This window comes from Variovorax sp. 05N34, assembly GCF_056397405.1.
In genome coordinates this window covers 868,039-893,282 of sequence record NZ_JBFTNI010000001.1, presented here as the reverse complement: position 1 = coordinate 893,282, position 25,244 = coordinate 868,039, and the positions used below count along the sequence as shown (strand labels likewise).

The 25,244-nt window shown below is 63.9% G+C and carries 24 protein-coding genes; 12 read left to right on the top strand and 12 right to left on the bottom strand.

Annotation, left to right across the window (positions count from 1 at the left end; genetic code table 11):
- Positions 1-169 precede the first annotated feature (169 nt).
- Together AC1DMA_RS04305 and AC1DMA_RS04300 are read right to left on the bottom strand one after the other, a co-directional pair.
- Positions 170-1,021: a DUF58 domain-containing protein gene (locus AC1DMA_RS04305; RefSeq protein WP_478143334.1), complete on the bottom strand. Its 852-nt coding sequence runs from the start codon at positions 1,019-1,021 to the stop codon at positions 170-172.
- A 152-nt stretch (positions 1,022-1,173) separates the two neighbouring features.
- Entirely contained in the window at positions 1,174-2,094 is a 921-nt protein-coding gene (locus tag AC1DMA_RS04300) for an AAA family ATPase (RefSeq protein ID WP_478126744.1), read from the bottom strand.
- Between the two features lie 40 nt (positions 2,095-2,134).
- Between AC1DMA_RS04300 and AC1DMA_RS04295 the strand changes: the two genes are divergently transcribed.
- The 7 genes from AC1DMA_RS04295 to AC1DMA_RS04265 all read left to right on the top strand — a co-directional run bounded on the left by AC1DMA_RS04295 (position 2,135) and on the right by AC1DMA_RS04265 (position 10,279).
- Positions 2,135-3,088, top strand: a complete 954-nt coding sequence (locus tag AC1DMA_RS04295) for a histone deacetylase family protein (RefSeq protein WP_478143333.1) — start codon at positions 2,135-2,137, stop codon at positions 3,086-3,088.
- Between the two features lie 15 nt (positions 3,089-3,103).
- Positions 3,104-4,390, top strand: coding sequence for a mechanosensitive ion channel family protein (locus tag AC1DMA_RS04290; RefSeq protein WP_478143332.1), 1,287 nt, complete (start codon positions 3,104-3,106; stop codon positions 4,388-4,390).
- A 144-nt stretch (positions 4,391-4,534) separates the two neighbouring features.
- Complete coding sequence (locus AC1DMA_RS04285) at positions 4,535-5,284, top strand: electron transfer flavoprotein subunit beta/FixA family protein (protein ID WP_478126741.1); 750 nt, start codon at positions 4,535-4,537, stop codon at positions 5,282-5,284.
- A gap of 2 nt (positions 5,285-5,286) precedes the next feature.
- Positions 5,287-6,222, top strand: coding sequence for an electron transfer flavoprotein subunit alpha/FixB family protein (locus AC1DMA_RS04280; protein WP_478143331.1), 936 nt, complete (start codon positions 5,287-5,289; stop codon positions 6,220-6,222).
- Between the two features lie 98 nt (positions 6,223-6,320).
- Positions 6,321-8,111 carry an acyl-CoA dehydrogenase gene (locus tag AC1DMA_RS04275; RefSeq protein WP_478143330.1) on the top strand — a complete coding sequence of 597 codons (1,791 nt, stop codon included), beginning with the start codon at positions 6,321-6,323 and terminating at the stop codon, positions 8,109-8,111.
- A gap of 46 nt (positions 8,112-8,157) precedes the next feature.
- Positions 8,158-9,120, top strand: a complete 963-nt coding sequence (locus AC1DMA_RS04270) for an NAD(P)H-dependent flavin oxidoreductase (protein WP_478143329.1) — start codon at positions 8,158-8,160, stop codon at positions 9,118-9,120.
- A 4-nt stretch (positions 9,121-9,124) separates the two neighbouring features.
- Positions 9,125-10,279, top strand: coding sequence for an acyltransferase family protein (locus tag AC1DMA_RS04265; RefSeq protein ID WP_478143328.1), 1,155 nt, complete (start codon positions 9,125-9,127; stop codon positions 10,277-10,279).
- Here AC1DMA_RS04265 and AC1DMA_RS04260 read toward each other — a convergent pair.
- Entirely contained in the window at positions 10,276-11,334 is a 1,059-nt protein-coding gene (locus AC1DMA_RS04260) for a glycosyltransferase (RefSeq protein WP_478143327.1), read from the bottom strand. The genes AC1DMA_RS04265 and AC1DMA_RS04260 overlap by 4 nt on opposite strands.
- A gap of 89 nt (positions 11,335-11,423) precedes the next feature.
- The gene (locus tag AC1DMA_RS04255; protein ID WP_478126735.1) at positions 11,424-11,846 is read right to left on the bottom strand and encodes a cupin domain-containing protein; all 423 of its coding nucleotides are present in this window, start codon (positions 11,844-11,846) and stop codon (positions 11,424-11,426) included.
- A gap of 184 nt (positions 11,847-12,030) precedes the next feature.
- Here AC1DMA_RS04255 and aroC point away from each other — a divergent pair, with 184 nt between their 5' ends.
- Complete coding sequence (gene aroC / locus AC1DMA_RS04250) at positions 12,031-13,161, top strand: chorismate synthase (protein ID WP_478143326.1); 1,131 nt, start codon at positions 12,031-12,033, stop codon at positions 13,159-13,161.
- A 16-nt stretch (positions 13,162-13,177) separates the two neighbouring features.
- Here aroC and AC1DMA_RS04245 read toward each other — a convergent pair whose 3' ends face one another.
- The 5 genes from AC1DMA_RS04245 to AC1DMA_RS04225 form a co-directional block, all read right to left on the bottom strand.
- Positions 13,178-14,104, bottom strand: coding sequence for a carbohydrate kinase family protein (locus tag AC1DMA_RS04245; protein WP_478143325.1), 927 nt, complete (start codon positions 14,102-14,104; stop codon positions 13,178-13,180).
- 20 nt (positions 14,105-14,124) lie between these two features.
- Positions 14,125-15,063, bottom strand: coding sequence for an ABC transporter substrate-binding protein (locus AC1DMA_RS04240; protein WP_478126732.1), 939 nt, complete (start codon positions 15,061-15,063; stop codon positions 14,125-14,127).
- 154 nt (positions 15,064-15,217) lie between these two features.
- A complete protein-coding gene (locus tag AC1DMA_RS04235) occupies positions 15,218-16,231 on the bottom strand; it encodes an ABC transporter permease subunit (protein ID WP_478126731.1) in 1,014 nt (337 codons plus the stop codon).
- A gap of 29 nt (positions 16,232-16,260) precedes the next feature.
- Positions 16,261-17,814 (bottom strand): sugar ABC transporter ATP-binding protein, encoded by a 1,554-nt coding sequence (locus tag AC1DMA_RS04230; protein WP_478126730.1) that lies wholly within the window; start codon positions 17,812-17,814, stop codon positions 16,261-16,263.
- On the bottom strand, positions 17,807-19,051 hold the full coding sequence (locus AC1DMA_RS04225; protein WP_478143324.1) for an ROK family protein: 1,245 nt from the start codon (positions 19,049-19,051) through the stop codon (positions 17,807-17,809). The genes AC1DMA_RS04230 and AC1DMA_RS04225 overlap by 8 nt, the downstream gene beginning before the upstream one ends.
- A gap of 379 nt (positions 19,052-19,430) precedes the next feature.
- Here AC1DMA_RS04225 and AC1DMA_RS04220 point away from each other — a divergent pair, with 379 nt between their 5' ends.
- Entirely contained in the window at positions 19,431-20,840 is a 1,410-nt protein-coding gene (locus AC1DMA_RS04220) for an MFS transporter (protein WP_478126728.1), read from the top strand.
- 85 nt (positions 20,841-20,925) lie between these two features.
- On the opposite strand, the gene AC1DMA_RS04215 is transcribed toward AC1DMA_RS04220, so the two are convergent.
- The 3 genes from AC1DMA_RS04215 to AC1DMA_RS04205 all read right to left on the bottom strand — a co-directional run bounded on the left by AC1DMA_RS04215 (position 20,926) and on the right by AC1DMA_RS04205 (position 22,361).
- Positions 20,926-21,219 (bottom strand): type II toxin-antitoxin system RelE/ParE family toxin, encoded by a 294-nt coding sequence (locus AC1DMA_RS04215; RefSeq protein ID WP_478126727.1) that lies wholly within the window; start codon positions 21,217-21,219, stop codon positions 20,926-20,928.
- Positions 21,220-21,226: 7 nt separating this feature from the next.
- Positions 21,227-21,511 carry a CopG family transcriptional regulator gene (locus tag AC1DMA_RS04210; protein ID WP_478126726.1) on the bottom strand — a complete coding sequence of 95 codons (285 nt, stop codon included), beginning with the start codon at positions 21,509-21,511 and terminating at the stop codon, positions 21,227-21,229.
- A gap of 61 nt (positions 21,512-21,572) precedes the next feature.
- Positions 21,573-22,361, bottom strand: coding sequence for an IclR family transcriptional regulator domain-containing protein (locus AC1DMA_RS04205; RefSeq protein WP_478126725.1), 789 nt, complete (start codon positions 22,359-22,361; stop codon positions 21,573-21,575).
- A 180-nt stretch (positions 22,362-22,541) separates the two neighbouring features.
- Between AC1DMA_RS04205 and AC1DMA_RS04200 the strand changes: the two genes are divergently transcribed.
- Genes AC1DMA_RS04200 through AC1DMA_RS04190 form a run of 3 tightly spaced genes read left to right on the top strand, consistent with a single transcriptional unit; the run spans position 22,542 to position 25,231 of the window.
- Entirely contained in the window at positions 22,542-23,465 is a 924-nt protein-coding gene (locus AC1DMA_RS04200; RefSeq protein WP_478143323.1) for a shikimate dehydrogenase family protein, read from the top strand.
- A 24-nt stretch (positions 23,466-23,489) separates the two neighbouring features.
- On the top strand, positions 23,490-24,365 hold the full coding sequence (locus AC1DMA_RS04195) for a sugar phosphate isomerase/epimerase family protein (protein WP_478126723.1): 876 nt from the start codon (positions 23,490-23,492) through the stop codon (positions 24,363-24,365).
- 32 nt (positions 24,366-24,397) lie between these two features.
- Entirely contained in the window at positions 24,398-25,231 is an 834-nt protein-coding gene (locus tag AC1DMA_RS04190; protein WP_478143322.1) for a shikimate dehydrogenase family protein, read from the top strand.
- Positions 25,232-25,244 lie beyond the last annotated feature (13 nt).

Genomic DNA, 25,244 nt, shown 5'->3' with positions numbered 1-25,244 from the left:
TTTCGCGCGGACCCCGCCTGAAGCGAGCACCGCAGGTTGCCCGAAGCGAAGCGCAGGGACGCGCACAGTGGGGTCGCCTTTCTTTTGCTTACTTTTCTTTGGCGACCCAAAGAAAAGTAAGTCGCCCGCCGGGGCGAGTCCCGGCCAACAGCCCAACCATTGACCACATTCACCATAAAGCCAGCACCTCCAAACACCGCCTCCGATGCCCTTCCCCCATAGAAGGCGCAACAACCACCCCGCCAACACGAACCCCGTACTCCACCCCCAGCCGATCAGCCATCAAAACCCAAGCACAAACCCGAGAAACCCGCCCCTCCAAATCAGCCACCCCCGCATGTTGCGCATCCAGCCAAAGCTCCTGCCTCTGCGCCTGCTGCGTATCCCGGCTCACCAACTCATCGGACCCCGCAGCCTGCGCCCGAGCCGCCCGCTTCCAGACAACCAGCTTCAACGAATCCCCCCGTCGATACCCGCGAACCCCGTCATATTCCCCCGCCACATGCGTCCGCACCAAAGCAGACGCAGCCTGCCCCGCAATCGGCTCCCCCACAGGCAGCGGCGGCGGATTCACTTCAGGCGCCGGATAAACCAGCACCTTCGACGCCGGCCGCCACACCGTCCAGACCCGAAACGTCCCCAGCGGAAATCGCGTTTCCGCCGTCAACGTCGGCACCTCGTGCAACCCACGCCGCTCAGGCCTGAACGCCACTTCCACAGTCGCAGTGCCTTGCGCAGGCACATCGCTCCAGGACCATTGCCCACTGCGATGAACCGCCAGCCCGATGCCATAACGCGTGCTGCGTCGCGTGTTGTGCAAGACCACACGGAACACAGCCGCCGACCCGGCGTACTGCGCCTCGGGTGGCATGAGGTGCATCGCAAGGCCTCGCAAGGTCCCGTGGCACACATGCATGCCGACGGCCACGCACCCCGCCAGCAGGAAAGTCAGCAGATAGCCAAGGTTGAGCTGATAGTTGATCGACGCGACCAGAAGCAGCAGCAGCGTCGCAGCCAACATCCACCCCGCCACTGTCGGCACGATGTAGACATTCCGCTGCGTCAGCTCGAGCGTGTCCGAAGGCGGACGACGCGACACGAACCACCGGTCGATACGGGAACGGAGCGGCGCAAAGGAGCGCGCGACTCCGACACGAGCCGGCGCAGACTGCTTCACGGCAGTGGCACCGCCGCAAGCATCGCGCGCACTTGCTCGACCGCGCCGCGGCCGGCGTCACCCACCGGCGTGAGCCGGTGCGCGATGGTCTGCGGCAGAACGGCCTGGACGTCATCCGGCGCGACGTAGTCCCGATTGGCCAGCAGCGCCTGCGCCTTGGCGGCGCGGAGCACGGCAATGCCCGCGCGCGGCGAAAGTCCCTGCAGAAACCAGCGCCCGGAACGCGTGGCGGCGATCAGGTCCTGAACATAGTTCAACAAGGGTTCGGACGCATGGACCTGCAGCACGCGCTGCTGCAAGGCGGTCAGTTCGCCCGCGGTCAGAAGTGCCGGAAGGCTGGCGAGCAGGTCACGCCGGTCGGCGCCGGCAAGCAACTCGCGCTCCGCGGCGCGATCCGGATAGCCGAGCGAGATGCGCATCAGGAAGCGGTCGAGTTGCGACTCAGGCAGCGCGAAGGTGCCGAGTTGCTCATGGGGGTTCTGGGTGGCGATGACGAAGAAGGGCGTCGGCAGGGGGCGGGTCTCGCCTTCGACGGTGACCTGCTTTTCTTCCATCGCTTCGAGAAGGGCGCTTTGCGTCTTGGGGCTTGCACGGTTGATCTCGTCGGCCAGCAAGACCTGGGCAAAGATCGGCCCGGGATGGAAGACGAAAGCCTGCTGGCCGCGGTCATAGATCGCCACGCCGGACAGGTCGCCCGGCATCAGGTCCGCCGTGAATTGAACGCGCGAAAACTGCAGGCCGAAGGTGTGAGAGAGAGCGTGCGCCAAGGTCGTCTTGCCGACGCCCGGCACGTCCTCGATGAGCAGGTGCCCGCCCGCAAGCAGACAGGCCACGCAATCGCGTACCTGCGCCTCTTTGCCCACGATCACCGTGGTAAGCTGACCGAGCAAACTGGCGAGCTTCGCGGCAACGTCCATTTTTGTATCCATATGCAAACAATACCTTAAGCCTCGTGGCATGGGCAAAACCGGCTATTTCACACACCGCGACTGCTGGAAACACGACATGGGGCGCGGCCATCCCGAATGCCCCGGGAGGCTCGATGCCATCGAGGATCGGCTGCTCGTCACCGGCGTTGGCGATGCACTGCAAAAGGGCGATGTTCCACTCGCTACATTGCCTCAGATCACGCGCGCGCACAGCGTCGCGCACATGGAGCACCTCGAAACGCTGAGCCAAAGGCTTGTCGAGGACGCGCCGGCCGGCGGTCCGGACCATGCGCAGATCGATCCGGATACCTCTCTCAATCGCTTTACCCTGCTCGCCGCGCGACGCGCCGCCGGCGCAGCCATCGCAGCCACCGACGCCGTGATCGCAGGCGAAGTCGACAACGCCTTCTGCGCCGTGCGGCCTCCAGGACACCACGCCTGCCGCGACAAGGCGATGGGCTTCTGTTTCTTCAACAACGTTGCCATCGCCGCTCGCCACGCGATCGAACAGCACGGGCTCGAACGCGTCGCCATCGTCGATTTCGACGTGCACCACGGCAACGGCACGGAAGACATTCTGAGCAACGACCCCCGCGTGCTGATGGTCGGGATCTTCCAGCATCCGTTCTATCCATACAGCGGCACGGAGCACCCGGCACCGAACATGCTCAACCTGCCGGTGCCCGCCTATACCAAGGGGATGGACGTGCGCGAGCTGATCGAGGCGTGCTGGATGCCGCGGCTCGAAGAATTCCGGCCGCAGATGATCTTCGTGAGCGCCGGTTTCGACGCCCATCGCGACGACGATCTCGGCCAGCTCAGGCTCAACGAACACGACTTCGGCTGGATCACCGGGCGAATCGTCGATGTGGCCCGCCGCCATGCCGGTGGGCGCATCGTCTCCATGCTCGAAGGTGGCTACAACCTCGACGCCCTCGCACGCAGTGTCGAAGAGCATCTGCGGGTGCTCGCTGATTTATAGCGTCGGCTTCGACTGATGGATTTCAGCGCTTTCAACGAGACGCTCGGGCAGGTTCATGCGCAAAACGTGTGGATCCAGCTTGGCGTGCTGGCAGGCTGCATCGTCTTGGCGTGGGCCGTCTGCAAATGGTTCGGGCGCGATCAGCCCAAGGGCTCGATCTGGTTCGGCGACCGCATCTTCGACGGACTGTTGTTCCCGTTGCTGGCGCTGATGCTGGCCGAGATCGCCAGGCGCGCGGCGCTCGCGCTGGGCTTCCAGCCTGCCTTGGTGTTGCGGATCGCGGTTTCCGTGTTCGTCTCGCTCGCGGTGATCCGTTTTTTCGCTCGGGTGTTGCGCGCCGTGTTTCCGGCTTCGGCGATGGCCCGTCTGGTCGAGCGCACGATTTCGTGGATCGCATGGATCGGCGCGATCCTCTGGATCGTCGGGCTCTTGCCGCCAGTGCTTGCGGAACTCGATCAGATCACGCTGGCATTCGGGCGCACGCGCGTCAGTTTGCGAACCATCCTCGACGGCCTGCTGTCGGCGGGGCTGGTGCTTGTGATCGCGCTGTGGATTTCATCGACCATCGAAAAGCGCATCCTGCGCGAGGCCGTGCACGATTTGTCGATGCGCAAGGTCGCGTCGAATGCCGTGCGCGCATTCCTGCTGTTGATTGGCCTGCTGTTTGCGTTGTCGGCAGTCGGGGTCGATCTGACGGCGCTCTCGGTTCTCGGCGGCGCGGTAGGCGTCGGGCTGGGCTTCGGGCTTCAGAAGCTGGCGGCCAACTACATCAGTGGTTTCGTGATTTTGCTGGAGCGGTCCATACGCATCGGCGACAACGTCAAGGTCGATGGTTTCGAAGGCCGCATCACGGACATCAAGACGCGCTACACGCTCGTGAGGGCGGGCAACGGTCGCGAGTCGATCGTGCCGAACGAATCGCTCATCACGAGCCGTGTCGAGAATCTGTCGCTGGCGGATCTGAAGTTCGGCATCTCGACGAACATCATCGTCGGCTACGAAAGCGATGTGTCACAGGTGCAGGCGATCTTGTGCAACGCAGCGGTAGCGCAAGCTCGCGTGATGACCGATCCGGCGCCAATTGCTTTTTTGCTCAACTTCGTTCCCGACGGCCTGGAGTTCAGCCTCAACTTCTGGGTGTCCGATCCTGAGAAGGGGCGGGACAATCTTCGCTCAGCGATCAACATCGCGATTCTCGAAGGCTTGCGCAGTGCGGGCATTGTCATCGCCAATCCGCAGCGTGTCGTCCGTGTTGAATCGTTACCTTCTGGCATTGGGCCAGCGGATGTCGCTCATCTATAATCTCGAAAAAGCACGACCGTTCGTTTTTGCACTTCAAAGACGGACGCTCCCTGATTGAAATGGACAGTTCGCGCGGAGGCCGGCGCCTAAAATCCCCGGCAGTTCTGCATACCCCCGGTTTCGCAAATCAATGGAGTCAAGCCAATGAAGATTCTGGTCCCCGTCAAGCGGGTCGTCGACTACAACGTCAAGGTCCGCGTCAAGTCTGACGGCACGGGCGTTGACATCGCCAACGTCAAGATGAGCATGAACCCCTTCGACGAGATCGCCGTCGAAGAGGCGGTTCGGTTGAAGGAGAAGGGTGCTGCCACGGAAATCATCGCCGTGTCCTGCGGCGATGCGAAGTGCCAGGAAACGCTGCGTACCGCGATGGCCATCGGTGCCGATCGCGGCATCCTGGTCGAGACGACCGAAGAGCTGCAGCCGCTCGCGGTGGCCAAGCTGCTCAAGGCGCTGGTCGACAAGGAGCAGCCCCAGCTCATCATCCTTGGCAAGCAAGCCATCGATGACGACGCCAATCAAACGGGACAGATGCTCGCAGCATTGGCCGATCTTCCCCAGGCGACCTTCGCCAGCAAGGTCGAAATCGCAGGTGACAAGGTCAACGTGACCCGCGAAGTCGACGGCGGCCTGGAAACCATCTCGCTGAGCCTCCCGGCAGTCATCACCACCGACCTGCGCCTGAACGAGCCACGTTACGTCACCTTGCCCAACATCATGAAGGCCAAGAAGAAGCAGCTCGACGTGGTCAAGCCCGAAGACATCGGCGTGGACGTCAAGCCGCGCCTGAAGACCCTGAAAGTGGTCGAGCCCCCGAAGCGCGGCGCCGGCATCAAGGTGCCCGATGTCGCCACGCTGGTGGACAAGCTGAAGAACGAAGCGAAGGTGATCTGATCATGACCGTACTTGTTATTGCCGAACACGACCACGCCACCCTCAAGCCGGCGACCCTGAATACCGTGACCGCAGGCATCGCCTGTGCAAGCGGCGATGTCCATGTGCTGGTAGCGGGCGCCAATGCTGCCGAAGCGGGCAAGGCTGCGAGCCAAGTCGCTGGTGTTGCCAAGGTCATTGTGGCCGACAGCCCGAGCCTTGCGGACAATCTCGCGGAGAACGTCGCCGCGCAGATCCTGGCCATCGCCAAGAACTACAGCCACATCCTGTTCCCGGCCACGGCCAACGGCAAGAACGTCGCGCCTCGCGTGGCTGCCAAGCTCGACGTCGCCCAGATCAGCGACATCACCAAGGTCGACAGCCCCGACACCTTCGAGCGTCCGATCTACGCAGGCAATGCGATCGCGACCGTGCAGAGCGCCGATGCCATCAAGGTGATCACCGTGCGCACGACGGGGTTCGATGCCGCAGCGGCCACTGGCGGCAGCGCAGCGGTCGAGAACGCCGAAGGCGTGGCCGACAGCGGCAAGTCCAGCTTCGTGGGCCGCGAAGTCACCAAGAGCGAGCGCCCTGAACTCACTGCCGCGAAGATCATCGTGTCGGGCGGCCGCGCCCTGGGCAGTGCAGAGAAGTTCCAGGAAGTGATGGCCCCCCTGGCCGACAAGCTCAATGCAGGCCTCGGTGCCAGCCGCGCCGCTGTGGATGCCGGCTACGCCCCGAACGACTGGCAAGTGGGCCAGACGGGCAAGATCGTCGCACCGCAGCTCTACATCGCAGCAGGCATCTCCGGCGCGATCCAGCATCTGGCCGGCATGAAGGACTCCAAGGTGATCGTCGCGATCAACAAGGACGAAGAAGCGCCCATCTTCTCGGTGGCCGACTACGGCCTCGTCGCCGACTTGTTCGTGGCTGTGCCTGAACTCGTCAAGGCGCTCTGATCGGCGCATCTTTCGATGATTGAGCCAAAGGGCATCGTTCGCGATGCCCTTTTTCACATCGGTTCACATCAGGCCGCAACGGCCCACAGGAGACTCTCATGAGCTACACCGCCCCCATCAAGGACATGCTGTTCGACATGGAACATCTCGCGAACATTTCGCAGGTGTCCCAAATGCCGGGCCTCGAAGAGGCCGGACTCGAAACCGCGCAAGCCGTGCTCGAAGAGTGCGCGCGATTCAACCAGGACGTCATCGCTCCTCTCAATGTGGCCGGCGATCGCGAGCCGTCTTCGTTCAAGGATGGCGAAGTTACGACCACGCCCGGGTTCAAGCAAGCCTTCGCGCAATACGTGGCGGGTGGCTGGCAAGGACTGCAGCATCCTGCCGAATTCGGTGGCCAAGGACTGCCGAAAGTCATTGGCGCTGCCTGTGTCGAAATGCTGAACTCGGCCAACATGAGCTTTGCGCTGTGCCCGCTCCTGACCGATGGGGCGACCGAGGCATTGCTGACCGCGGGTTCCGACGAGCTCAAGGCCGTCTACCTCGAAAAGCTCGTGAGCGGCCAATGGACTGGCACGATGAACCTGACGGAACCGCAAGCCGGGAGCGATCTGTCGCTGGTGCGCAGCCGCGCCGAACCGCAAGCCGACGGCACCTACAAGGTCTTCGGCACCAAGATCTTCATCACCTACGGTGAGCACGACATGGCCGAGAACATCGTGCATCTCGTGCTGGCGCGCGTGACCGGCGCGCCCGAAGGCGTAAAGGGCATCAGCTTGTTCGTGGTGCCGAAGTTCCTCGTCAACAAGGACGGATCACTGGGCGAGCGCAATGACGTGCATTGCGTGAGCATCGAGCACAAGCTCGGCATCAAGGCCAGTCCGACCGCCGTCCTGCAATACGGCGACCATGGCGGTGCGGTGGGTTACCTGGTCGGCCAGGAGAACCGCGGCCTCGAATACATGTTCATCATGATGAACTCGGCCCGCTATGCCGTGGGCATGCAGGGCATCGCGATTGCCGAGCGCGCCTATCAGCACGCAGTCGCCTATGCCAAGGACCGCGTGCAGAGCCGACCGGTCGATGGATCGATGAACGCCAGCGCGCCGATCATTCATCACCCGGACGTGAAGCGCATGCTGATGATGATGCGCGCATACACCGAAGGCTGCCGCGCGATGGCAACGGTCGCAGCGGCCGCTTACGACGCCGCGCACCATCATGCGGATGCGGACACCCGCAAGCAGAACCAGGCTTTCTACGAATTCATGGTGCCGCTGGTCAAGGGCTACAGCACGGAGATGAGCCTGGAAGTGGCTTCTCTGGGGGTGCAGGTGCATGGCGGCATGGGCTTCATCGAGGAAACCGGTGCGGCCCAGTACCTGCGCGACGCCAAGATCCTCACGATCTACGAAGGCACGACGGCCATCCAGGCCAATGACCTGGTCGGGCGCAAGACCGCGCGCGATGGCGGCCAGACTGCCAAGGCAGTGGCTGCCCAGATAGAGGCGACCGAAGCTGAACTCGCAAAGCGGGACAGTGCCGAAGCGCAGGCCGTCTGCAAGCGCCTGAAGGCCGCCCGCGAAGCGTTCGTCGACGTGGTCGAATTCGTTGCCGGGCAGACCAAGGCGTCGCCCAACGCGGTCTTCGCGGGCAGCGTGCCTTATCTGATGCTCGCAGGCAATGTGGTCGCGGGCTGGCAGCTTGCACGCTCGTTGCTGATCGCTGAAGACTTGGCGAAGGCGGGTACCGATGTGGCGTTCATGAAGGCCAAGATCGCGACGGCGCGCTTTTACGCGGAGCACATCCTGAACAAGGCGCCAGGGATTCGCGACAGCATCGTCGAAGGCGCCGACAGCGTGACGGCCCTCGCTGTTGAAGCTTTTTGAGCCCCCAGGCTGGCTCACTTCTTATCTTTAATGTTTCGGAGATCTCATGTCCAAGTTACCTTCCGTGCTTGCCAACCTGCCGCTGCCCATCATCGGCTCGCCGCTGTTCATCATCAGCAATCCCAAGCTGGTGATCGCGCAGTGCAAGGCTGGTGTCGTCGGTGCGATGCCCGCACTCAACGCGCGGCCCGCAGCGCAGCTCGAAGACTGGCTGGCGGAGATCACCGAGGAGCTGGCCGCCTACAACAAGGCCAATCCCGACAAGCCGGCCGCGCCCTTTGCCATCAACCAGATCGTGCACAAGAGCAATGACCGGCTGGAGCACGACATGGAAATGGTCGTGAAATACAAGGTGCCGATCGTGATCACTTCGCTGGGCGCGCGCACCGATGTCAACGACGCGGTACACAGCTATGGCGGCGTGACGCTGCACGACATCATCAACAACGCCTTTGCACGAAAGGCCGTCGAAAAGGGCGCTGACGGGATCATTGCCGTGGCTGCAGGGGCGGGCGGGCATGCGGGCGTGAAAAGCCCGTTCGCGCTCATCCAGGAAATTCGCCAGTGGTTCGATGGGCCCATTGCGCTCTCGGGTTCGATTGCCACCGGCGGTGCGGTGCTCGCCGCACAGGCGATGGGCGCGGACTTCGCCTACATCGGCACGGCTTTCATCGCGACCGAAGAGGCGCGGGCGAGCGACGAGTACAAGCGGGCCATCGTCGACGGCACTTCGGACGACATCGTCTATTCGAATCTGTTCACCGGCGTACACGGCAACTACCTCGCTCCGAGCATCGTCGCGGCGGGGATGGACCCTGCCAATCTGCCCCAAGGCGACCTGAAGACGATGAACTTCGGCGGTGGCGAAGGCAGCAAGGCCAAGGCGTGGAAGGACATCTGGGGCTCGGGCCAGGGCATCGGTGCCGTGACCGAGGTCGCGACGGCCGCAGCCTTCATCGAGAAACTCAAGCGCGAGTACCAGGAAGCGCGCGCCCGCCTTGCCCTCTGAGAGCTTGACCGCAGGAACTGCAAGCACTGCGGCGCCGGCCTCGGTCGGTCGCCTGCCGTTGTTCGATGCGGTGAAGGGTGTCGCCTGCCTGTTGATCGTTGGCCATCACCTCTCGCGCTACGGGCCGCTTCCGGCGGGTGCTTCTTCGCTCGCGCCCGAAATCTTCGATTGGCTTTCGCAGAACGGACGGCTCGCGGTGCAGGTGTTCCTGGTGCTGGCCGGTTTTCTGGCTGCGGGGAGTCTCGCGCCCGACGGCATCCTGCGCATCGACCGGCCCTTGGCGCGGATTTTCCAGCGCTACGGCCGGCTGGTCATGCCGTATCTTGCGGCGTTGACTTTCAGCATCGTCGTAGCGGCGCTGGTGAGGCCATGGCTCGACGACGAAGCCGTGCCGGGGCCACCGGGGCTGGCGCAATTGCTCGCGCACGGGCTGCTGTTGCAGGACCTGCTCGGCTACGATGCGCTCTCGACCGGTGTCTGGTATGTGGCGATCGACTTCCAGCTCTTCGTGCTTGCCTTCGCTGCGATCGGGCTGTCCGAACTGATGCAGCGGCGCTGGTCAGTCCGTCCTGAAAAGTCTCGGTGGGTGATGCTGGCGCTCGTGCTGACGCTGGTTGTCTCTTCGCTGATCGTGTTCAATCGCAACGCCGAACTCGACACGACGGCGCTGTATTTCTTCGGCTCATATGGCCTCGGCTTGCTGGTTTTCTGGATCGGGCGTGCCACGCGCACCAGCACATGGCGCTTTGCGGTATTGATGCTCCTGTTGATGGGCGGTGCCGCTCTGGCGGTCGAGTGGCGCAGCCGCATCGCAATCGCGCTGGTCACCGCGGTAGCCGTCGCGGTCATTCAGCATTTCAATGGATTGAAGCCGGCCGCATGGCCCGCGGTCGGCGAGCCGTTGGTGCGCTTGGGGCGGATTTCCTATTCGCTGTTCCTCATCCACTTTCCGGTGCTGCTGCTGGTGAGCGCCGTCGTGAGCCATTTCATGCCGGACACGCCCTGGATTGACCTGATGGGCCTGGCGCTGACCGTCGCTCTGTCGATCGCGGCAGCGATGCTGCTGCACCGATGGGTCGAATCGCGTCCGGCCACCTGGCGTGCGGTGCTGGGGCTCTTCGCGGGTTTGCTGGTGTGCGGACTGATCGTCTCGGCCTAGGAAGGCCGGCGCTTGTAGATTTCGGTGTATTTCAGGCCCAGCACCTGGGATGAGTTGACGGCCCGGTGAAATTTGAAGAAGCGGCGGCCTTCTTCGGCAACCGCCGCCGGGTCGGCGAACCAGGCCGCCAGCGCTTCGGCCAACGCGCCGGCGTCGCCGTAGGGCAGGCCGTTCGGGAGTTGGCGCTCCTGGGGCAGGCAATCGCGCGATCCGTCCACGTCGGTCAGCAACGAGGCACGCCCTGCAGCGGCGGCTTCGATCGTGACGATGCCTTGACCTTCGATGGAACTGACGAGCACTGCAAACAACGACCGTGCGTATTCCCCGGCGACGTCGGCCACGTAGCCACGGAACACGACCCGATCACCGAGCCCCAGCGCCTTGCACTGCTGCTCGAGCGTCTCGCGAAGCGGGCCTTCGCCGATCAGCACGAGTTCGGCATCGATGCCGCGATCCCGCAACAGGCCCCAAGCCTCGATCAGCGTCTGGTGCCCTTTGACCGGCACCAACCGCGCGACGCAAACGGCGCGCCGGCTGACTTGCGCGAGGTCTATACCGGGACATTGATCGGGAAAAGGCGTCGGGTTGCCGAGGATCTCGACGTCGCGCGTGCGGGTGGTGGAAAGAATGTTGTCCCTGACAGAAGGCGTGACCGCGATGGCGCGGCGCGGGCTCATCAGCCAGAACGGAGCGGAAAAGCCGTAGGTGAGATTGCCCGAATAGAGCACCGGCCGCCGCAGCAAGGGCTGGAGCGCGCTCAGCACCATCGACAGCCGTCGGTGGTGCACATGGATCATGTCGATGTTCCATTGATCGAGCAGCCGCTTGAGTTGACGGACGCTCCGCCAGAAGACCAGCGGATGCGCCGACATCAGGTTCAGGCGTCGTAGTCGATCGGGCGATATCCACGACACATCTTCTTCCTCGTCGCCATAGCCACAGCTGATGAAGCTGTTCCGGACGCCATGGGGCTGGACTGCCTCATGGATGCGCCGGATGGCCACGGTGACGCCGCTACTGCGGTAGTAGTTAGGGTTGATGACGCAGATGTTCATGGACTGGGCGAGCCTAGTGCCGCAGCCAGGCGCGCCCGTGAAGTCTATGGCGCCGATCCGTTGCCAGACGTCGGCCAACGCCTACGGATCTATCTCCAGGGCGTGGGCGCCGGGACTTCGCAGGCCGGTTCGACGTCGATGCTCTTGAAGTCCGCGGGCGAGACGATTTCCAGGTACTCCATGTCCGGCGAATAGTCGAAGAGGTAGTGCCGGATGCCCGGGCGCTGGTGGACGACGTCGCCGGCTTCCACGAGAGTTTCCTTGTCCTCATACATGAAGCGCGCCCAGCCCTTCACCATGATGACGATCTGGAAATCCGCCTCATGGCGGTGCCAGCCGGTGCCCGTTTCCGGTGCCATGTTGGCCTTGACCAGGTGCGCGATCACCTTCCCATGCGTGGCGTCGGCAATGCCGAGATCGCGATAGAGGAAGAAGTCGCGCAATCCGCCGGAGACGTACCCGGTGTCCGCCGGCTTGACGTGGGAAAACTTGGTGTCGGTTCGATCCAGCATGTGCGTTCCTGTCAGGTTGGGAGTGGCTGAAGAGCGATGCTGCGGCGCAGCATGCAGGAAACAAGCCAACCCCCAGCCTTGCCCACTGCGTGTGGCTTCTGCACCCCCTTTGCTAGGGGGCAACACCGGCGGGCCGGCGGAGCCGGACCCGCGGTGTTCGCGGGGCGGCGGATAATGCGGCGCCATGAGCGGCAATACTTTTGGCACCCTTTTCGCAGTCACCAACTTTGGCGAGTCTCATGGGCCGGCGATCGGGTGCGTCATCGACGGCTGCCCGCCGGGCTTGGCGCTCAGCGAAGCGGACATTCAGGGGGACCTGGATCGGCGTCGGCCGGGGACCAGCCGGCACGTGACGCAGCGCAACGAGCCCGATGCCGTTCAGATCCTGAGCGGGGTTTATGAAGGCAAAACCACCGGCACGCCCATTGCGCTGCTGATCCAGAACACCGACCAGCGCAGCAAGGACTACGGGCAGATCGCCCAGCAGTTTCGGCCGGGGCACGCCGACTTCACTTATTGGAAGAAGTACGGCATTCGCGACCCGCGCGGTGGGGGAAGGTCGTCCGCCCGTCTGACGGCTCCGATGGTTGCCGCCGGCGCCGTCGCCAAGAAATGGCTGTTCGAGAAGTACGGCACCGTCTTTCGCGGTTGCATGACCCAGATCGGGGAGATGGCCGTTCCGTTCGAAGGCTGGGAGCACGTGCCGAACAACCCGTTCTTTGCACCGGTCGCTGACGTCTCGCAACTCGAGGCGTACATGGACGCGCTGCGCAAGGCGGGCGATTCTTGTGGCGCGCGCATCCGGGTGACGGCGTCGAACGTCCCCGTGGGCCTTGGCGAGCCACTCTTCGACAAGATGGACGCCGACATTGCTTGGGCGATGATGGGCATCAACGCCGTCAAGGGCGTGGAGATCGGCGCTGGATTTGCCAGCGTCACCCAGCGCGGCACCACGCACGGCGATTCGATCACGCCTGAAGGATTCCTCAGCAACAACGCCGGTGGCGTGCTCGGCGGCATCACGACGGGGCAGGACCTGGAAGTGAGCATTGCGATCAAACCGACCAGTTCGATCATCAGCCCGCGGCAGTCGATCGACGTGAACAACCAGCCGGTCGAGGTCGTCACCAAGGGGCGGCACGACCCCTGCGTCGGCATTCGCGCAACGCCGATCGCCGAGGCGATGCTGGCGCTGGTGGTGATGGAGCACGCCTTGCGGCATCGCGCGCAATGCTGCGACGTGCTGAAGAGCGAAGCGGCCACCGCAGCCGCAGCCGCGGCCGCTGCGGAGTCGCCGAAGGCGTCCTTCCTCTAGCTCCCTTCGGCCGTATTCAGTCGAGTTCGGCGCGCCGAGGCATGTCCGCCCCGCGGCGCGAACATGTGACGGCCGCTGCGCGGGCTGCAAACCCGAGCAATGTGTCGAGCGCCGTCGAATCGAGCTTTGCCAGCGCTTCAGGCGTCAGCGCGTCATGCTCGTCGAGCCATGTCAGCAACGCCGCCTGAAACGTGTCGCCCGCGCCAACCGTGTCGATGACCTGAATGTCGGGTGAGGGCACAGTCGCCTGGCCACTGCGCGTCCATGCGCTCGCGCCGTGCCGGCCGCGCGTCACCGCAACCAGCGCGGCGCCCTGCGCGAGCCAGCGCGAAGCCACCTGCTCGGGCGTTTCGGCCGCATAGAGCAGGCCAAGGTCCTCGTCGCTCACCTTCACCAGATGCGCGATCGACACCATCTGCTCCACGATGGCCCGCCAGTGCGCCAGATCGGGCTCGACATTGAGGCGCACGTTGGGGTCGTAGGCGATCAGCCGCCGGTCCCGCTCGCGCGCCGCCAATGCACGCAGCGCACTGCCGACCGGCTCGACCGCCAAGGCATAAGAGCCGAACTGAAGCACGCGCGCAGCCGGCGGCAGGGCGGGAAGGGTGTCGTGCGTGATCTGGCGGTCAGCCGCGCCGTTGCCATGGAAGGCATAGCGAGGTACCCCGCTCGCGTCCAGGCTCACGACGCTAAGCGTGCTCGGCGCGTCGCTGCGCAGGATCAGCGAAGTGTCGACGCCTTCCGCCCGCAGCGACGCCAGCAATCGCTCGCCGAGCGCATCCGTCGACAGCCCGGTCAGGAACGCGGCTGGCCGGCCCAGCCTGGCGAGGCCTTGCGCGACGTTGAGCGGCGACCCGCCGATGCGTGCATCGAGCGTCATGCCCGCGGGCGTGGCTTCGCCCATGTAGACGTCCATCAGGGCTTCGCCGCAGACCACGAACATGACAGTTCTCCTCTTCGGAATCAGCGCGGTGCTTGCCAGCCCTTGTAATCCTTGACGTTCGCTCGCGTGATCAACGTCGAAGGCAGCAGCGTCATGGTTGCTTCGGGCTTCTTGCCGTTCAGGATCTCATGTCCGATCTCCACTGCCTTCTGCGCGATCATGTACGGGTCCTGGCTCGCGGACGCCTGCACCTGCGTGTCGCTCTTGAGCGCGGTTTCGATGTCGGGCGCACCGTCGACCGAAGTGATGACGATGTTCTTGCGATTGAGCTGCTTGGCTGCGAGATCGGCGCCGATGGCTTGCGGATCGTTGATGGCGAACACCGCGTCGATTTTTGGAAAGCGCGTCAGGTGGTTCTGCATGACGTTCAGTCCGCCTTCGCGAGAACCCTTCGCGTCCTGGTCGTCTGAGAGCACCTTGATGTCGGGGCTCTTCTTGAGCACCGTCTTGCAGCCGTTGACGCGATCGATCACGGCCGACACCTGCGGGCCGTTCTGGATGATCACGTTGCCCTTGCCGCCAAGCTTGTCGACGATGAACTGGCACGCGATTTCGCCGGCCTGCACGTTGTTTGTCTGCACGGTGGCGTCCGCGCCGTTGGCCGCCACGTCGACACCGATCACGACGATGCCGGCCTTCTTGGCCTTCATCAGCGCCGGCTCGATCGCCTTGGCGTCCACCGCATTGACCAGGATCAAGTCCGACCCTGCCGAAATGAAGCCATCGATTTGCGAGAACTGCTTGTTGAGGTCGTAGTCCGCCGATAGCGCCGTCACCTTCACGTTAGGGTTGTACTGCTTGGCCTTCGCTTCCGCGCCCTTGGCGAGCGAGACGAAGAAGGGATTGCCCATCGACCCGAGCGTGATGCCTACGTTCTTGAATTCCTTCTGCTGGGCGTGCGCCATGGGCATGGCGAGCGCTGCGGCAATGGCGGCGAGAGCAAAAAACTTGTTGCGCATGAAAAGTCTCCTGGTTGGTGGTGGTTGAGGCAAATCGATGATTGAGTAACGGATGGTGTGGAACACCGCGGAACCGGCTCCGCCGGGCCGCCGGTGTTGCCCCCTGCAAGGGGGTTGGCGCAGTGACACGAAGTGCGCGAAGCCTGGGGGTGTGCTATGTCCTTGCAGAATCCTTGCGGCGATAGCGATCGAGAGCGACAGCGCCGATGATCACCAGCCCTTTGACGATGTACTGCCAGATGTCGGACACGCCCATCAGGATCAGCCCATTGGTCAGCACCGCGATGATCAAAGCGCCGATCAGCGTGCCCAGGATCGATCCCGTGCCGCCGACGAAACTGGTGCCGCCGAGAATCACGGCCGCGATCGCATCGAGTTCATACGATGCGCCAAGCTGCAATCCATTGGCCGCATAGAGCCGCGCCGAGGCCATCACGCCGCCAAGGCCCGAGAGCAGGCCCGAGGTGCAATAGACGAACAGCAGCACCGCCCACACCTTGATGCCCGCGAGCCGCGCAGCTTCCGCGTTGCCTCCGACCGAGTAGATGTTCAGTCCCAGCACCGTGCGCCGCAGGATGAACCACGACAGCGCCACCACCGCGAAGGCGATGATCACGAGCCAGGGCACGCCAAGCACTTCGCCGTTGCCGATGAAGGCGAAGGGCAACTGAGGATTGAACACCGTGGTGTCGTGGCCGATGAGTCGCGCGATGCCGCGCACCGCCGTGAGCGAGCCCAGCGTGACGATGAAGGGCGGCAGCTTGATGAAGGCGATCAGCACGCCATTGATCAAGCCGAAGAGCAGCCCGCAAGCCAGTCCCGCAGCGATCCCGAGCATGCCGAACTGCGGCACGTTCGACACCAGCATCGCGACCACGGCGGACGCGGCGAGGATCGAGCCTACCGACAGGTCGATCCCGCCCGTGAGAATCACGAAAGTCATGCCCGCCGCGAGCACGATGTTGATCGACGCCTGCTGCGTCATGATCGACAGGTTCTGCAGGCTGAAGAAGTTGTCGCTTGCAAAGCTGAAGCCGATGCACAGCAGGATGAGCACCGGCAGCATGCCGAGTGCGCGGATGATCTCCTTGCCCGTCGCGCCACGCAATGCGGGTGGCAAGGCAGGGCTTTCCGATACCGGGATTGCCGGGGATGTCTGCTTGGTCATGTCTGGTCTCCTGGGGCTGCCTGGCTGTTTCAGTGCAGAGTCGGCGTATGGGATGGAACCGCGCCAGTGGCGAGGGCGACGATGTTTTCCTGCGTGATGGCCTGGCCGCTGCCGCCGCCGACTTCACCGACCAGGTGTCCCTCGCGCATCACGATCACGCGGTCGCAGATGCCCACCACCTCGGCCAGCTCGCTCGAGATGACGAGCACCGCGACGCCACGCCGCGCGAGTTCGTCGATGAGGCGGTAGATCTCGCTCTTGGCACCGATGTCGACGCCGCGGGTCGGCTCGTCGAGGATGAGCACGCGCGGTGCCAGTTCGAGCAAGCGCGCCAGCAGCACCTTCTGCTGGTTGCCGCCGGAGAGCGATCCGACGTTGACGCGCGCCGAAGGCACACGGATGGACAACTGCGCGATCGCATCCCGCGCCCGCTGCGCTGCCCGCTTGCCGTCCATCACGCCGCCGGCCTTGGCATCGAGAGGGGAGACCATCACGTTGATGTTGTCCTTCACCGAAAGATCGAGGAAGAGGCCCTGGCCCTTGCGGTCTTCAGTCAAATAGAGGATGCCGGAGCGGATGGCGTCGATGGGCTTCTCGATCTTCAGCGGCCCGCCGAGGTCATCGAGCGACACCTCGCCGCCGGTGCGCGGATCGGCGCCAAAGATCAGCCGTGCCAGCTCGGTGCGGCCCGCGCCCACCAGGCCGGCGAGTCCGAGCACTTCGCCGGAGTGCAGCTCGAAGCTGCAGTCGTGAACGCGGCGTCCGTCGCGCAGGCCGCGCACCGACAGCGCCTTCGCCCCGGTGTGCATGCCGTGATGCTCCTTGCGATAGAAGCCCGACAGATCGCGCCCGACCATCATCTTCACCAGTTTGTCGCGCGAAAGCTCGGCGCGCTCCAGGGTGCCGACGTAAGTGCCGTCACGCAGCACCGTGACCTCGTCGGCAAGTTCGTCGATCTCGTCCATGCGGTGGCTGATGTAGAGGATCGCCATGCCTTCGTTGCGCAAGCGCTTGATGAGCGCGAAGAGCCGATCGGTTTCGTGCGTGGACAGCGGTGTCGTCGGCTCGTCCATCACCAGAATGCGGCAATCGAAGTGCACCGCGCGCGCGATTTCGACGAGTTGGCGCTGCGCGATCGACAGCATCGCCACGCGTGTAAGAGGCCCGAAGTCGGCGCCGAGGCGCTGCAGAGTGGCCTCGCAGGCGGCCGTCATTCCGGCGCGGTCCACCAAGCCGCCGCGTCGCAAGGGCCGGCCCATGTAGATGTTCTCGGCGACCGTGAGATTCGGCGCAAGGCTCAGTTCCTGATAGATAACGGACACGCCGAGGTTCTTGGCGGCGAGCGGACCGTCGATGTGAACCACCCGTCCATCGATCAGGATTTCCGCGCCCGGGTCCGGCATGTACGCACCCGAGAGCACCTTCATCAGCGTCGACTTGCCGGCGCCGTTCTCGCCCATGAGCGCATGCACATGGCCTGCTCGGGCGCGCAGGCGAACGTCCTGAAGCGCTTTCACGCCGGGAAATGTCTTCGATATCTTGCGCAGTTCGAGCAGCGCGGTGGCTGCGTTGGGATCAGGCATGTGTTGTCTCCGTATGGGCGCGGTGCGGGCGACCGCGCAAGACGTCGGCGCGGGGCGAAAAGTTGAAGAACATTGGCAGGCTGGCTGCGCCGATGGCGCCGGCATCAGCGCGGAAGCTGCCGCGCAGCAGCCGCGGCGTCTGCCGGGCCTCCGGCGCGATCAGACGCAGGCCGGCATCGATGCGCGTGATCAATTGACCGATCAAGCCGCTGTCGATGTCGCAGTCGATCACCACTGCGGGCAGGTCGAGCACGGCGAGCGATGCCCGCAGCGAAGGCACCAGTGCGTCCACGCAGTCGTCGAGCCATTCGCCAACATGTGCGTTGCCTTCCTTGACACGGGCTTCGAGGTCCGCATGACCCCGCACCGCGATTCCGTGGTAGCGCAAGTGACGGGCGAGCGAATTCAACGACGCGCGGGAAAGAAGGATGTCCCAGCGCCGGTCCAGCATGGGCGCCGAGGGCAGGGTGCTCGGCGGCACCGGCATCAAGCCAAGGTCCGCCGCGTTGCCGCTGCTGCCGCGCAAGCTCTCCCCGCCGATCACCGCGCCCGCGCCGAGTGCCGCGCCGACGAAGACGTAGAGGAAATCGTCTTCCTCGCGCCCGACGCCAAAGAACATCTCGGCAATCGCAGCCGCGTTGCCGTCGTTTTCCTTGAATACCGGCTGTCCGACTGCCTCCGCAAGCAACTGGCCGAAGTCCACTTCGTCCCAGATGCGGAAGTCGGCCTTCAGGTCGAGTTCGCGCAACCAACTGCCAAGGTTGTAAGGCTGCGCGAGGCCCACGCCCATCAGCCGTCGACGTTGCGGACCTTCCAGCGCGGTCAGCACGCGGGCGACGTCCTTGCGGACCAGCGACAGGGCATGTTCCGGCTGGGGCAGGAGCACGTCATGCGCCTCTCGCGCCAGAATCTTGCCGCCGAGATCGATCAGCACCGTTTCGATACTCGTGCGATCGAGGCGCACGCCGATTCCGTAGGCACCCTCGGGATTGATGCGGTAGAGCCCGGCAGGTTGACCCCGCTGGCCTTCCTGCCGCCGACCGGCCGGCTCGATCAGGCGTGACTCCTCCAGCGTCTGGACGATGCTGCCCACCGCTGTGTTGGTCAGCTGCGCCCAGCGCGCCAGATCGGCCTTCGACGCTTCACCTGCGCGGCGCAGACGCTGCAACAGCGTGCGCTCGTTGTAGAGGCGCAGGTTCGCCGAATTGGTGCCCCTGCCGGGACCGGCTGATTTCACCGACTGTCTCCTGTTGATTAATTAATTCAAGTTGAATAAATGGTAGGAGCGCCGGTTCACACCGCCGCGAGGGTTTTCCCGGGAAAGTGCAAGAAAGTATTTGTTCCTTGCCGCGGCCGCCCGACGGGACGTGCGGACAGGAATTTCAGGGAATCTGAGTATGGAAGGCGCGTTCATCGGGCCGCGCGCACGCGTGAACGGTTCGGTGTAAACCCGCGTAGCGATCGATCATCGATCAAAGCAGATCGTTAATCGCATAGTTGGCGGAGTTTTCGCTGTGAGGAAAGTCCGGCGGCCCCTACATTGGCGGCGTGCCTTCCCTCATTGCGCGATAGCCGAACGTTTCCAGACTCACACGACCCATCCATCGGAGAGACAAATGAGCAACCCCAAGGACCACGAGCCTCAAGGCCGACACCAGTCGAAGAAGGCCGCAGCCAGCGGCTGGATCGGCTCGGCGCTCGAGTACTACGACTTCTTCATCTATGCGACAGCAGCGTCGCTGATCTTCCCGCAGATATTCTTCCCGTCGGGCAACCCGCGGATAGCGATCATCGCGTCGCTGGCGACCTACGGTGTCGGCTATGTCGCCCGGCCCATCGGCGCCTTCGTGCTCGGCCATTGGGGCGACACGCGAGGACGAAAGCATGTGCTGCTCGTCTGCATGTTCCTCATGGGCTTTTCGACCATCGCCGTCGGGCTCTTGCCGACGTACCACCAAGTCGGCTTGCTGGCGCCAGCGCTTCTCGTAGTGCTGCGCCTGATCCAGGGCTTTGCGGTCGCGGGTGAAATCTCGGGCGCCAGCTCGATGATCCTGGAGCACGCGCCTTTCGGGCGCCGCGGCTTCTTTGCGAGCTTCAGCCTGCAGGGCGTGCAAGCAGGGCAGATCCTTGCAGCGGCCGTGTTCCTGCCGCTGGCACACTACATGCCTGAAGACGCATTCCTTTCGTGGGGATGGCGAATTCCGTTCCTGTTGAGCTTCGTCGTGATCATCGCGGGCTACATCATTCGCCGCGAAGTCGACGAAACCCCCGCCTTCGCAGAAGAAGCGCGCCAGGGCGAATTGCAGAAGGCGCCCATCGTCGAGGCTTTCACGAACAGTTGGCGCGACATGGTGCGCGTCATTTGCGCGGCGCTGATGAACGTCATCCCCGTGGTCGCCACCGTGTTCGGCGCTGCTTATGCGGTGCAGCCGGCGTACGGCATCGGGTTCCAGAAAGACATCTACCTGTGGATTCCGGTGCTCGGCAATATCCTTGCGGTAGCCGTCATTCCGTTCGTCGGCAATCTTTCGGACAAGGTCGGCCGCAAGCCCCCGATCGTCATCGGTGCTCTTGGTGCGGGGTTGCTGTCATTCGGCTATCTGTACGCAATCAGCATCCACAACGTGCCGCTGGCCATAGTGATGTCGCTGCTCATGTGGGGCATCGTGTACCAGGGCTACAACGCCGTCTTCCCGAGCTTCTACCCGGAACTGTTCCCGACGCGTTCGCGCTGCTCGGCGATGGCGATCTCGCAGAACATCGGCACCACCATCACCGCATTGCTGCCGGCGCTGTTCGTCGCTGTGGCGCCCCCCGGTGCCGCGAACATCCCGCTGACCATCGGTGCGCTCACCTTTGGCATCACGGTCATCTCGGCGATCGCCGTGCTGAGTGCCCGGGAGACCTACCGCATTCACCTGAACGACCTGGGCAATCCGAACGCAGTGCCGGTACCCAAGCAGGACTACGAGAGGATGCGTGCGCAGACCTTGGCGGATGCGCGGCTGACGAAGGCCGCTGCCTGACCTGCCCAACCCGCTTGGCCTGACTCGCCCGCCAGTTCACGGACACCTCGTCGCGAAGGCGCTCAGCCTTTGCGACGTGTCCGCTTCAGCGCTTGTATTCCGCTTCACGCTGGTGGCGAAAAGCCAGCACAAAGACCGCGTCGATGTCGGCAACGTAGCGGTAGAGCGCGATATACGCGCGCGATCCTCGGCCGATGAGCAGTTCCCGTTTGGCGCCTTTGACCGACCTTCCGATCAAGGGACTGTGGGCGAGGATATCGATGGCCTGCATGATCTCGCCCAATCGTTGCGGGATGTCCGCAACCTCGAAGCGCGCCAGGTGTTCGATAAATCGATTGAAATCGTCGAGAACCTCGGGAGCAAGTTCGATTCGCGTCATCCGGGGGTCAGCGCCCCAGCTTTCGTGCCGCTGGCTTCGCAGGCTTTTCGCCTCGGGCCTGGGCAGCGAGATAGTCTTTTGCCTGGTCCCATCTGACGGTCCTTCCAGTCGCCAGCACTTTGGACCAGCGCTCGTCGGCAATGCGGTGGATTTCGTCCTCTGCTTCCAGACGTTCAACGGTCTGCGCGATCGCGTCGACGATGAATGCGTGAGCAGTCTTGCCCGCCCTGTCCGCTGCGGCAGCGACCCGGTCCTTGAGCTTGTCGTCGATGCGAATGGTGGTGGTCGGCATTTGAGTCTCGCGGTTTGCCGCACTGTAGCACTGCTGTGCTACAGGCCAAGAAACGTGCGCGTCAGATCAAGCCTCGCATCGCCTGCGCGGTTTCGCGCAACACAGGCAGGACGCGGGCGACCGCGTCCTCGCTGCTTTCGTGGCCCATGGGCATGGTCACGTTGAGCGCGCCGACCAGGTCGCCGTGCCGGTCGCGCAGCGGCACAGCAATGCCCCGTGAATTCAGATCCAACTGCTGCTCCGACAAAGCCCAACCCTGGGCGCGGATGCGAGCCAGTTCGAGCTTCATCCGTTCCTTGCTCGAAATCGTGTGCGACGTAAAGACTGCCAACTGACGCGCCTCGAGCCAGGCGCTGCGTTCCTCATCGGTTCGCATCGCCAGCATCAGCATCCCGGCGGCCGTGACCTGCGCCGGCACGCGCGCGCCGAGCACGTAGCCCGTGCTCATGCTGCGATTCGGCCCGTTGCGCGCGATGTAGACCACCTCGTCGCCATCCATCACGCTGAGGTAGGCGATCTCGTGTGTGCCGGCTGCAACGCGCTGCAGAAAGGGCTGCACGATGCGCGGCAACCGCGCCGATTCGAGATACGACTGCCCGAGCCGCAGCACGCGCGGCGTCAGCCAGAAGAGCTTGCCGTCGCCCGCCACATAGCCCATGTGCTGCAACGTGAGAAGGTATCGGCGGGCGGCGGTGCGTGTCATGCCGGTCCGCTGGCCGGCTTCGCTCGCGGTCATGCGCGGGTGCGCGTCGTCGAAGGCTTCGATGATCGAGACGCCGCGCTCGAGCCCCGCGATCCAGTCGCGCTTGTCCAGGCCGGCAGGGACGATGGATGTTTCTTCGGCAGTCATACGGTGTGCGCTTGGGAGAAACCCTGAAATCGTTCGATGATCGATCAGTGTAGTTCGGTGATCGAATTTACGCGCGTTCCATTCGGACGAATCTCACAAACGCACGACTACATTAGCAGCGCTTCCGTGGCATTTCGAGCGATAGTCGAACATTCCAAAGCTGAAGCGAGGCACGATTCCATGTTCCCTTCCATCGTCGGCAGCACGTCTCTCTACCTTCTTCCCGGTGACCCGGTGACGAACGTCCGCCTTCCGCGCATGTTCAACGCCGCCTTCGAGCATTGCGGCATCGATGCCGTGATGGCGCCTGTGCAAGTTGCAAGGCGCGATCTGGCGGTGTTCGTGAAGGCGGCTTTCCTCGCGAGGAACGTGCGGGGAATGGCGATTGCGCCGCCGCACAAGCCGCTGTTGGTCGACCTGCTCGACGGCTGCGGGCTCTTCGGCCGCGTGGCGGGCTCGGTCAACGTGGTGCGTCGCATCGACAACGGCGAACTCGAAGGCGACTTGTTCGACGGCGAGGGGCTCCTGGGGGCGCTCGACCGCTACAACATCCCGTTTCGCGGCAAGCGCGTGCTGATTCTCGGCGCGGGCGTGAGCGCCGCAGCCATCGGTGTCGCGCTGGCCGAAGGCGGCACTGTCAATGGCGCGGAGCACATTGCCTTCTATGACGTCGCAGCCGGCAAGGCGGCCGGTGTAGCGGCCAAGATCGACTCGTTCTTCGATGCGACGAGCGTTGCGGTCGAAAGCAGCGATCCGGCCGGCTACGACCTCGTGATCAACGCCACTTCGCTCGGCCTGAAGCCCGAGGACCCGCTGCCTGTCGACGTGGCACGCATGGAGTTTCATGCCGCGCTGTTCGACATCCTCTTGCGCAACCAGCCGACGCCGCTGGTGCGTGCCGCGCGCGAGCGCGGCCTCAACGCCCAAGCCGGCTTCGAGATGCTGGTCCAGCAGATGCCGCACTACCTCGACTTTTTCGGCCACAAGGAAGCCGCGAACACGGTTCGCCACAACGCGGATTTCCTTCGCGAACTGATCTATCCCGCCGCAATGGCGAACGAAATCCATCAACCGCTGCGATATCACTCGGCCAGCGTTGCCTAGCAACTTCCACAGAGAAAACAACCCATGGCCATCGCCCTTGACCGCTTCGGCTTCAACACTGTCACGATGGGCGGAGAACTCGGCCACAAGCTCGACTGCATGAAGGCAGCCGGCTTCGCGGGCGTCGAGTTGTGGGCGCGCGACCTGATCAACCATCCGGCCGGTGTCGAGAAGGCCGCACAGCTCGTCAAGGAAAGCGGACTCAAGGTCACTGATTTCCAGCCGCTGCGCGACTTCGAATGCGCGCCGGACGCCATGCGTCCGCACCGGCTCGAAATGGCGCGCGAGCAATTGCGGCAGATGGCGCTGGTCGATACCGATCTGCTGCTGTGCTGTTCGACCACCTCGCCGCTCGCCATCGACGACCCCGACCGTGCCGCCGAGGATCTGCGCACGCTCGCCACATTGGCAACGCCGCTCGGTATCCGCATCTGCTATGAGGCGCTTTCGTGGGGGCGCCACACCAATCGCTGGCATCAGGCGTGGGACATCGTGCGTCGCTGCGACCGCGAGAACGTCGGCCTCAACCTGGATTTCTTCCACATGTCCGTGCACGGCGACGACACGGCCGAAACGCTCGCTCAACTGGCCGACGTGCCGGTCGAAAAGATCTTCCTGGTGCAGCTTGCAGACTATTTTTTCGAGTACAGCGACCGCCAGGCCGACATGATCGAGCTGGCGCGCCACCAGCGGTTGTTTCCCGGAGAGGGCCTGCACGACGTGCGCGACCTCGTGCAGTTGCTCGAAGACAAAGGCTACCGCGGCCACTACACCTTCGAAGTGTTCAACGACGACTACGTCAATTCCGACCCGATGGTGATTGGCGAGCGCGCCATGAAGAGCGCGCGCTGGATCAGCGAATCGCATGTCGCCGGCGGAAGCGCGGCGCGGTCGACGTGACCGCTTTTTCTGATTGACCCAAAGGATTCCCCATGATCTCCGGCAAGACCACGCTCATCGCCCACCTCGGCTATCCGACGGAGAGCTTCAAGGCTCCGATGATCTACAACCCCTGGTTCGACAAGCAGGGCATCGATGCGGTGGTGATGCCGATGGGCGTCAAGCCCGAGGTGTATCCCAGCGTGTTCGAGGCGCTCTTCCACCTGACCAACATCCGCGGCGCGCTGGTGACCATGCCGCACAAGATCACGACGATGTCGCTGGTCGACGAGGTGACGCCCACGGCCAAAATCGCGGGCGCCTGCAACGCCGTGTTGAAGCGGCCTGACGGCACGCTGCTGGGCGACCAGTTCGATGGCGCCGGCTTCGTGCGCGGCGTGCAGCGAAAGGGCCGTTCGCTCGAAGGCGCGCGCGTGCTGGTGTCGGGCAGCGGCGGCGTGGGCTCGGCCATTGCCGCGTCGCTGGCTGCAGCGGGCGTCGCCGAAATGGCGCTCTTCGACGCCAGCGCTGCTTCGGCCGAAGGGCTTGCCCAACGTCTGCGCGCGCACTACCCGGCCATGAAGGTCAGCACCGGCTCCAACGACCCGGCGGGTTTCGATCTGGTCGTCAACGCCACGCCGCTGGGCATGAAGGAGGGTGACCCGCTCCCCTTCGACGTCAGCCGCATCGCGCCATCGACCTTTGTCGGCGAAGTCGTGATGAAGAGCGAATACACGCCACTGCTGCGGGCCGCGCGCGAAAAAGGTTGCTCGGTGCAAGTCGGCACCGACATGCTGTTCGAGATGATCCCGGCCTACCTCGAATTCTTCGGCTACGGCACAGCCACGCCCGAAGACCTGCGCGCGGTTGCTACGCTCGCCTACTGATCGACCACAGACC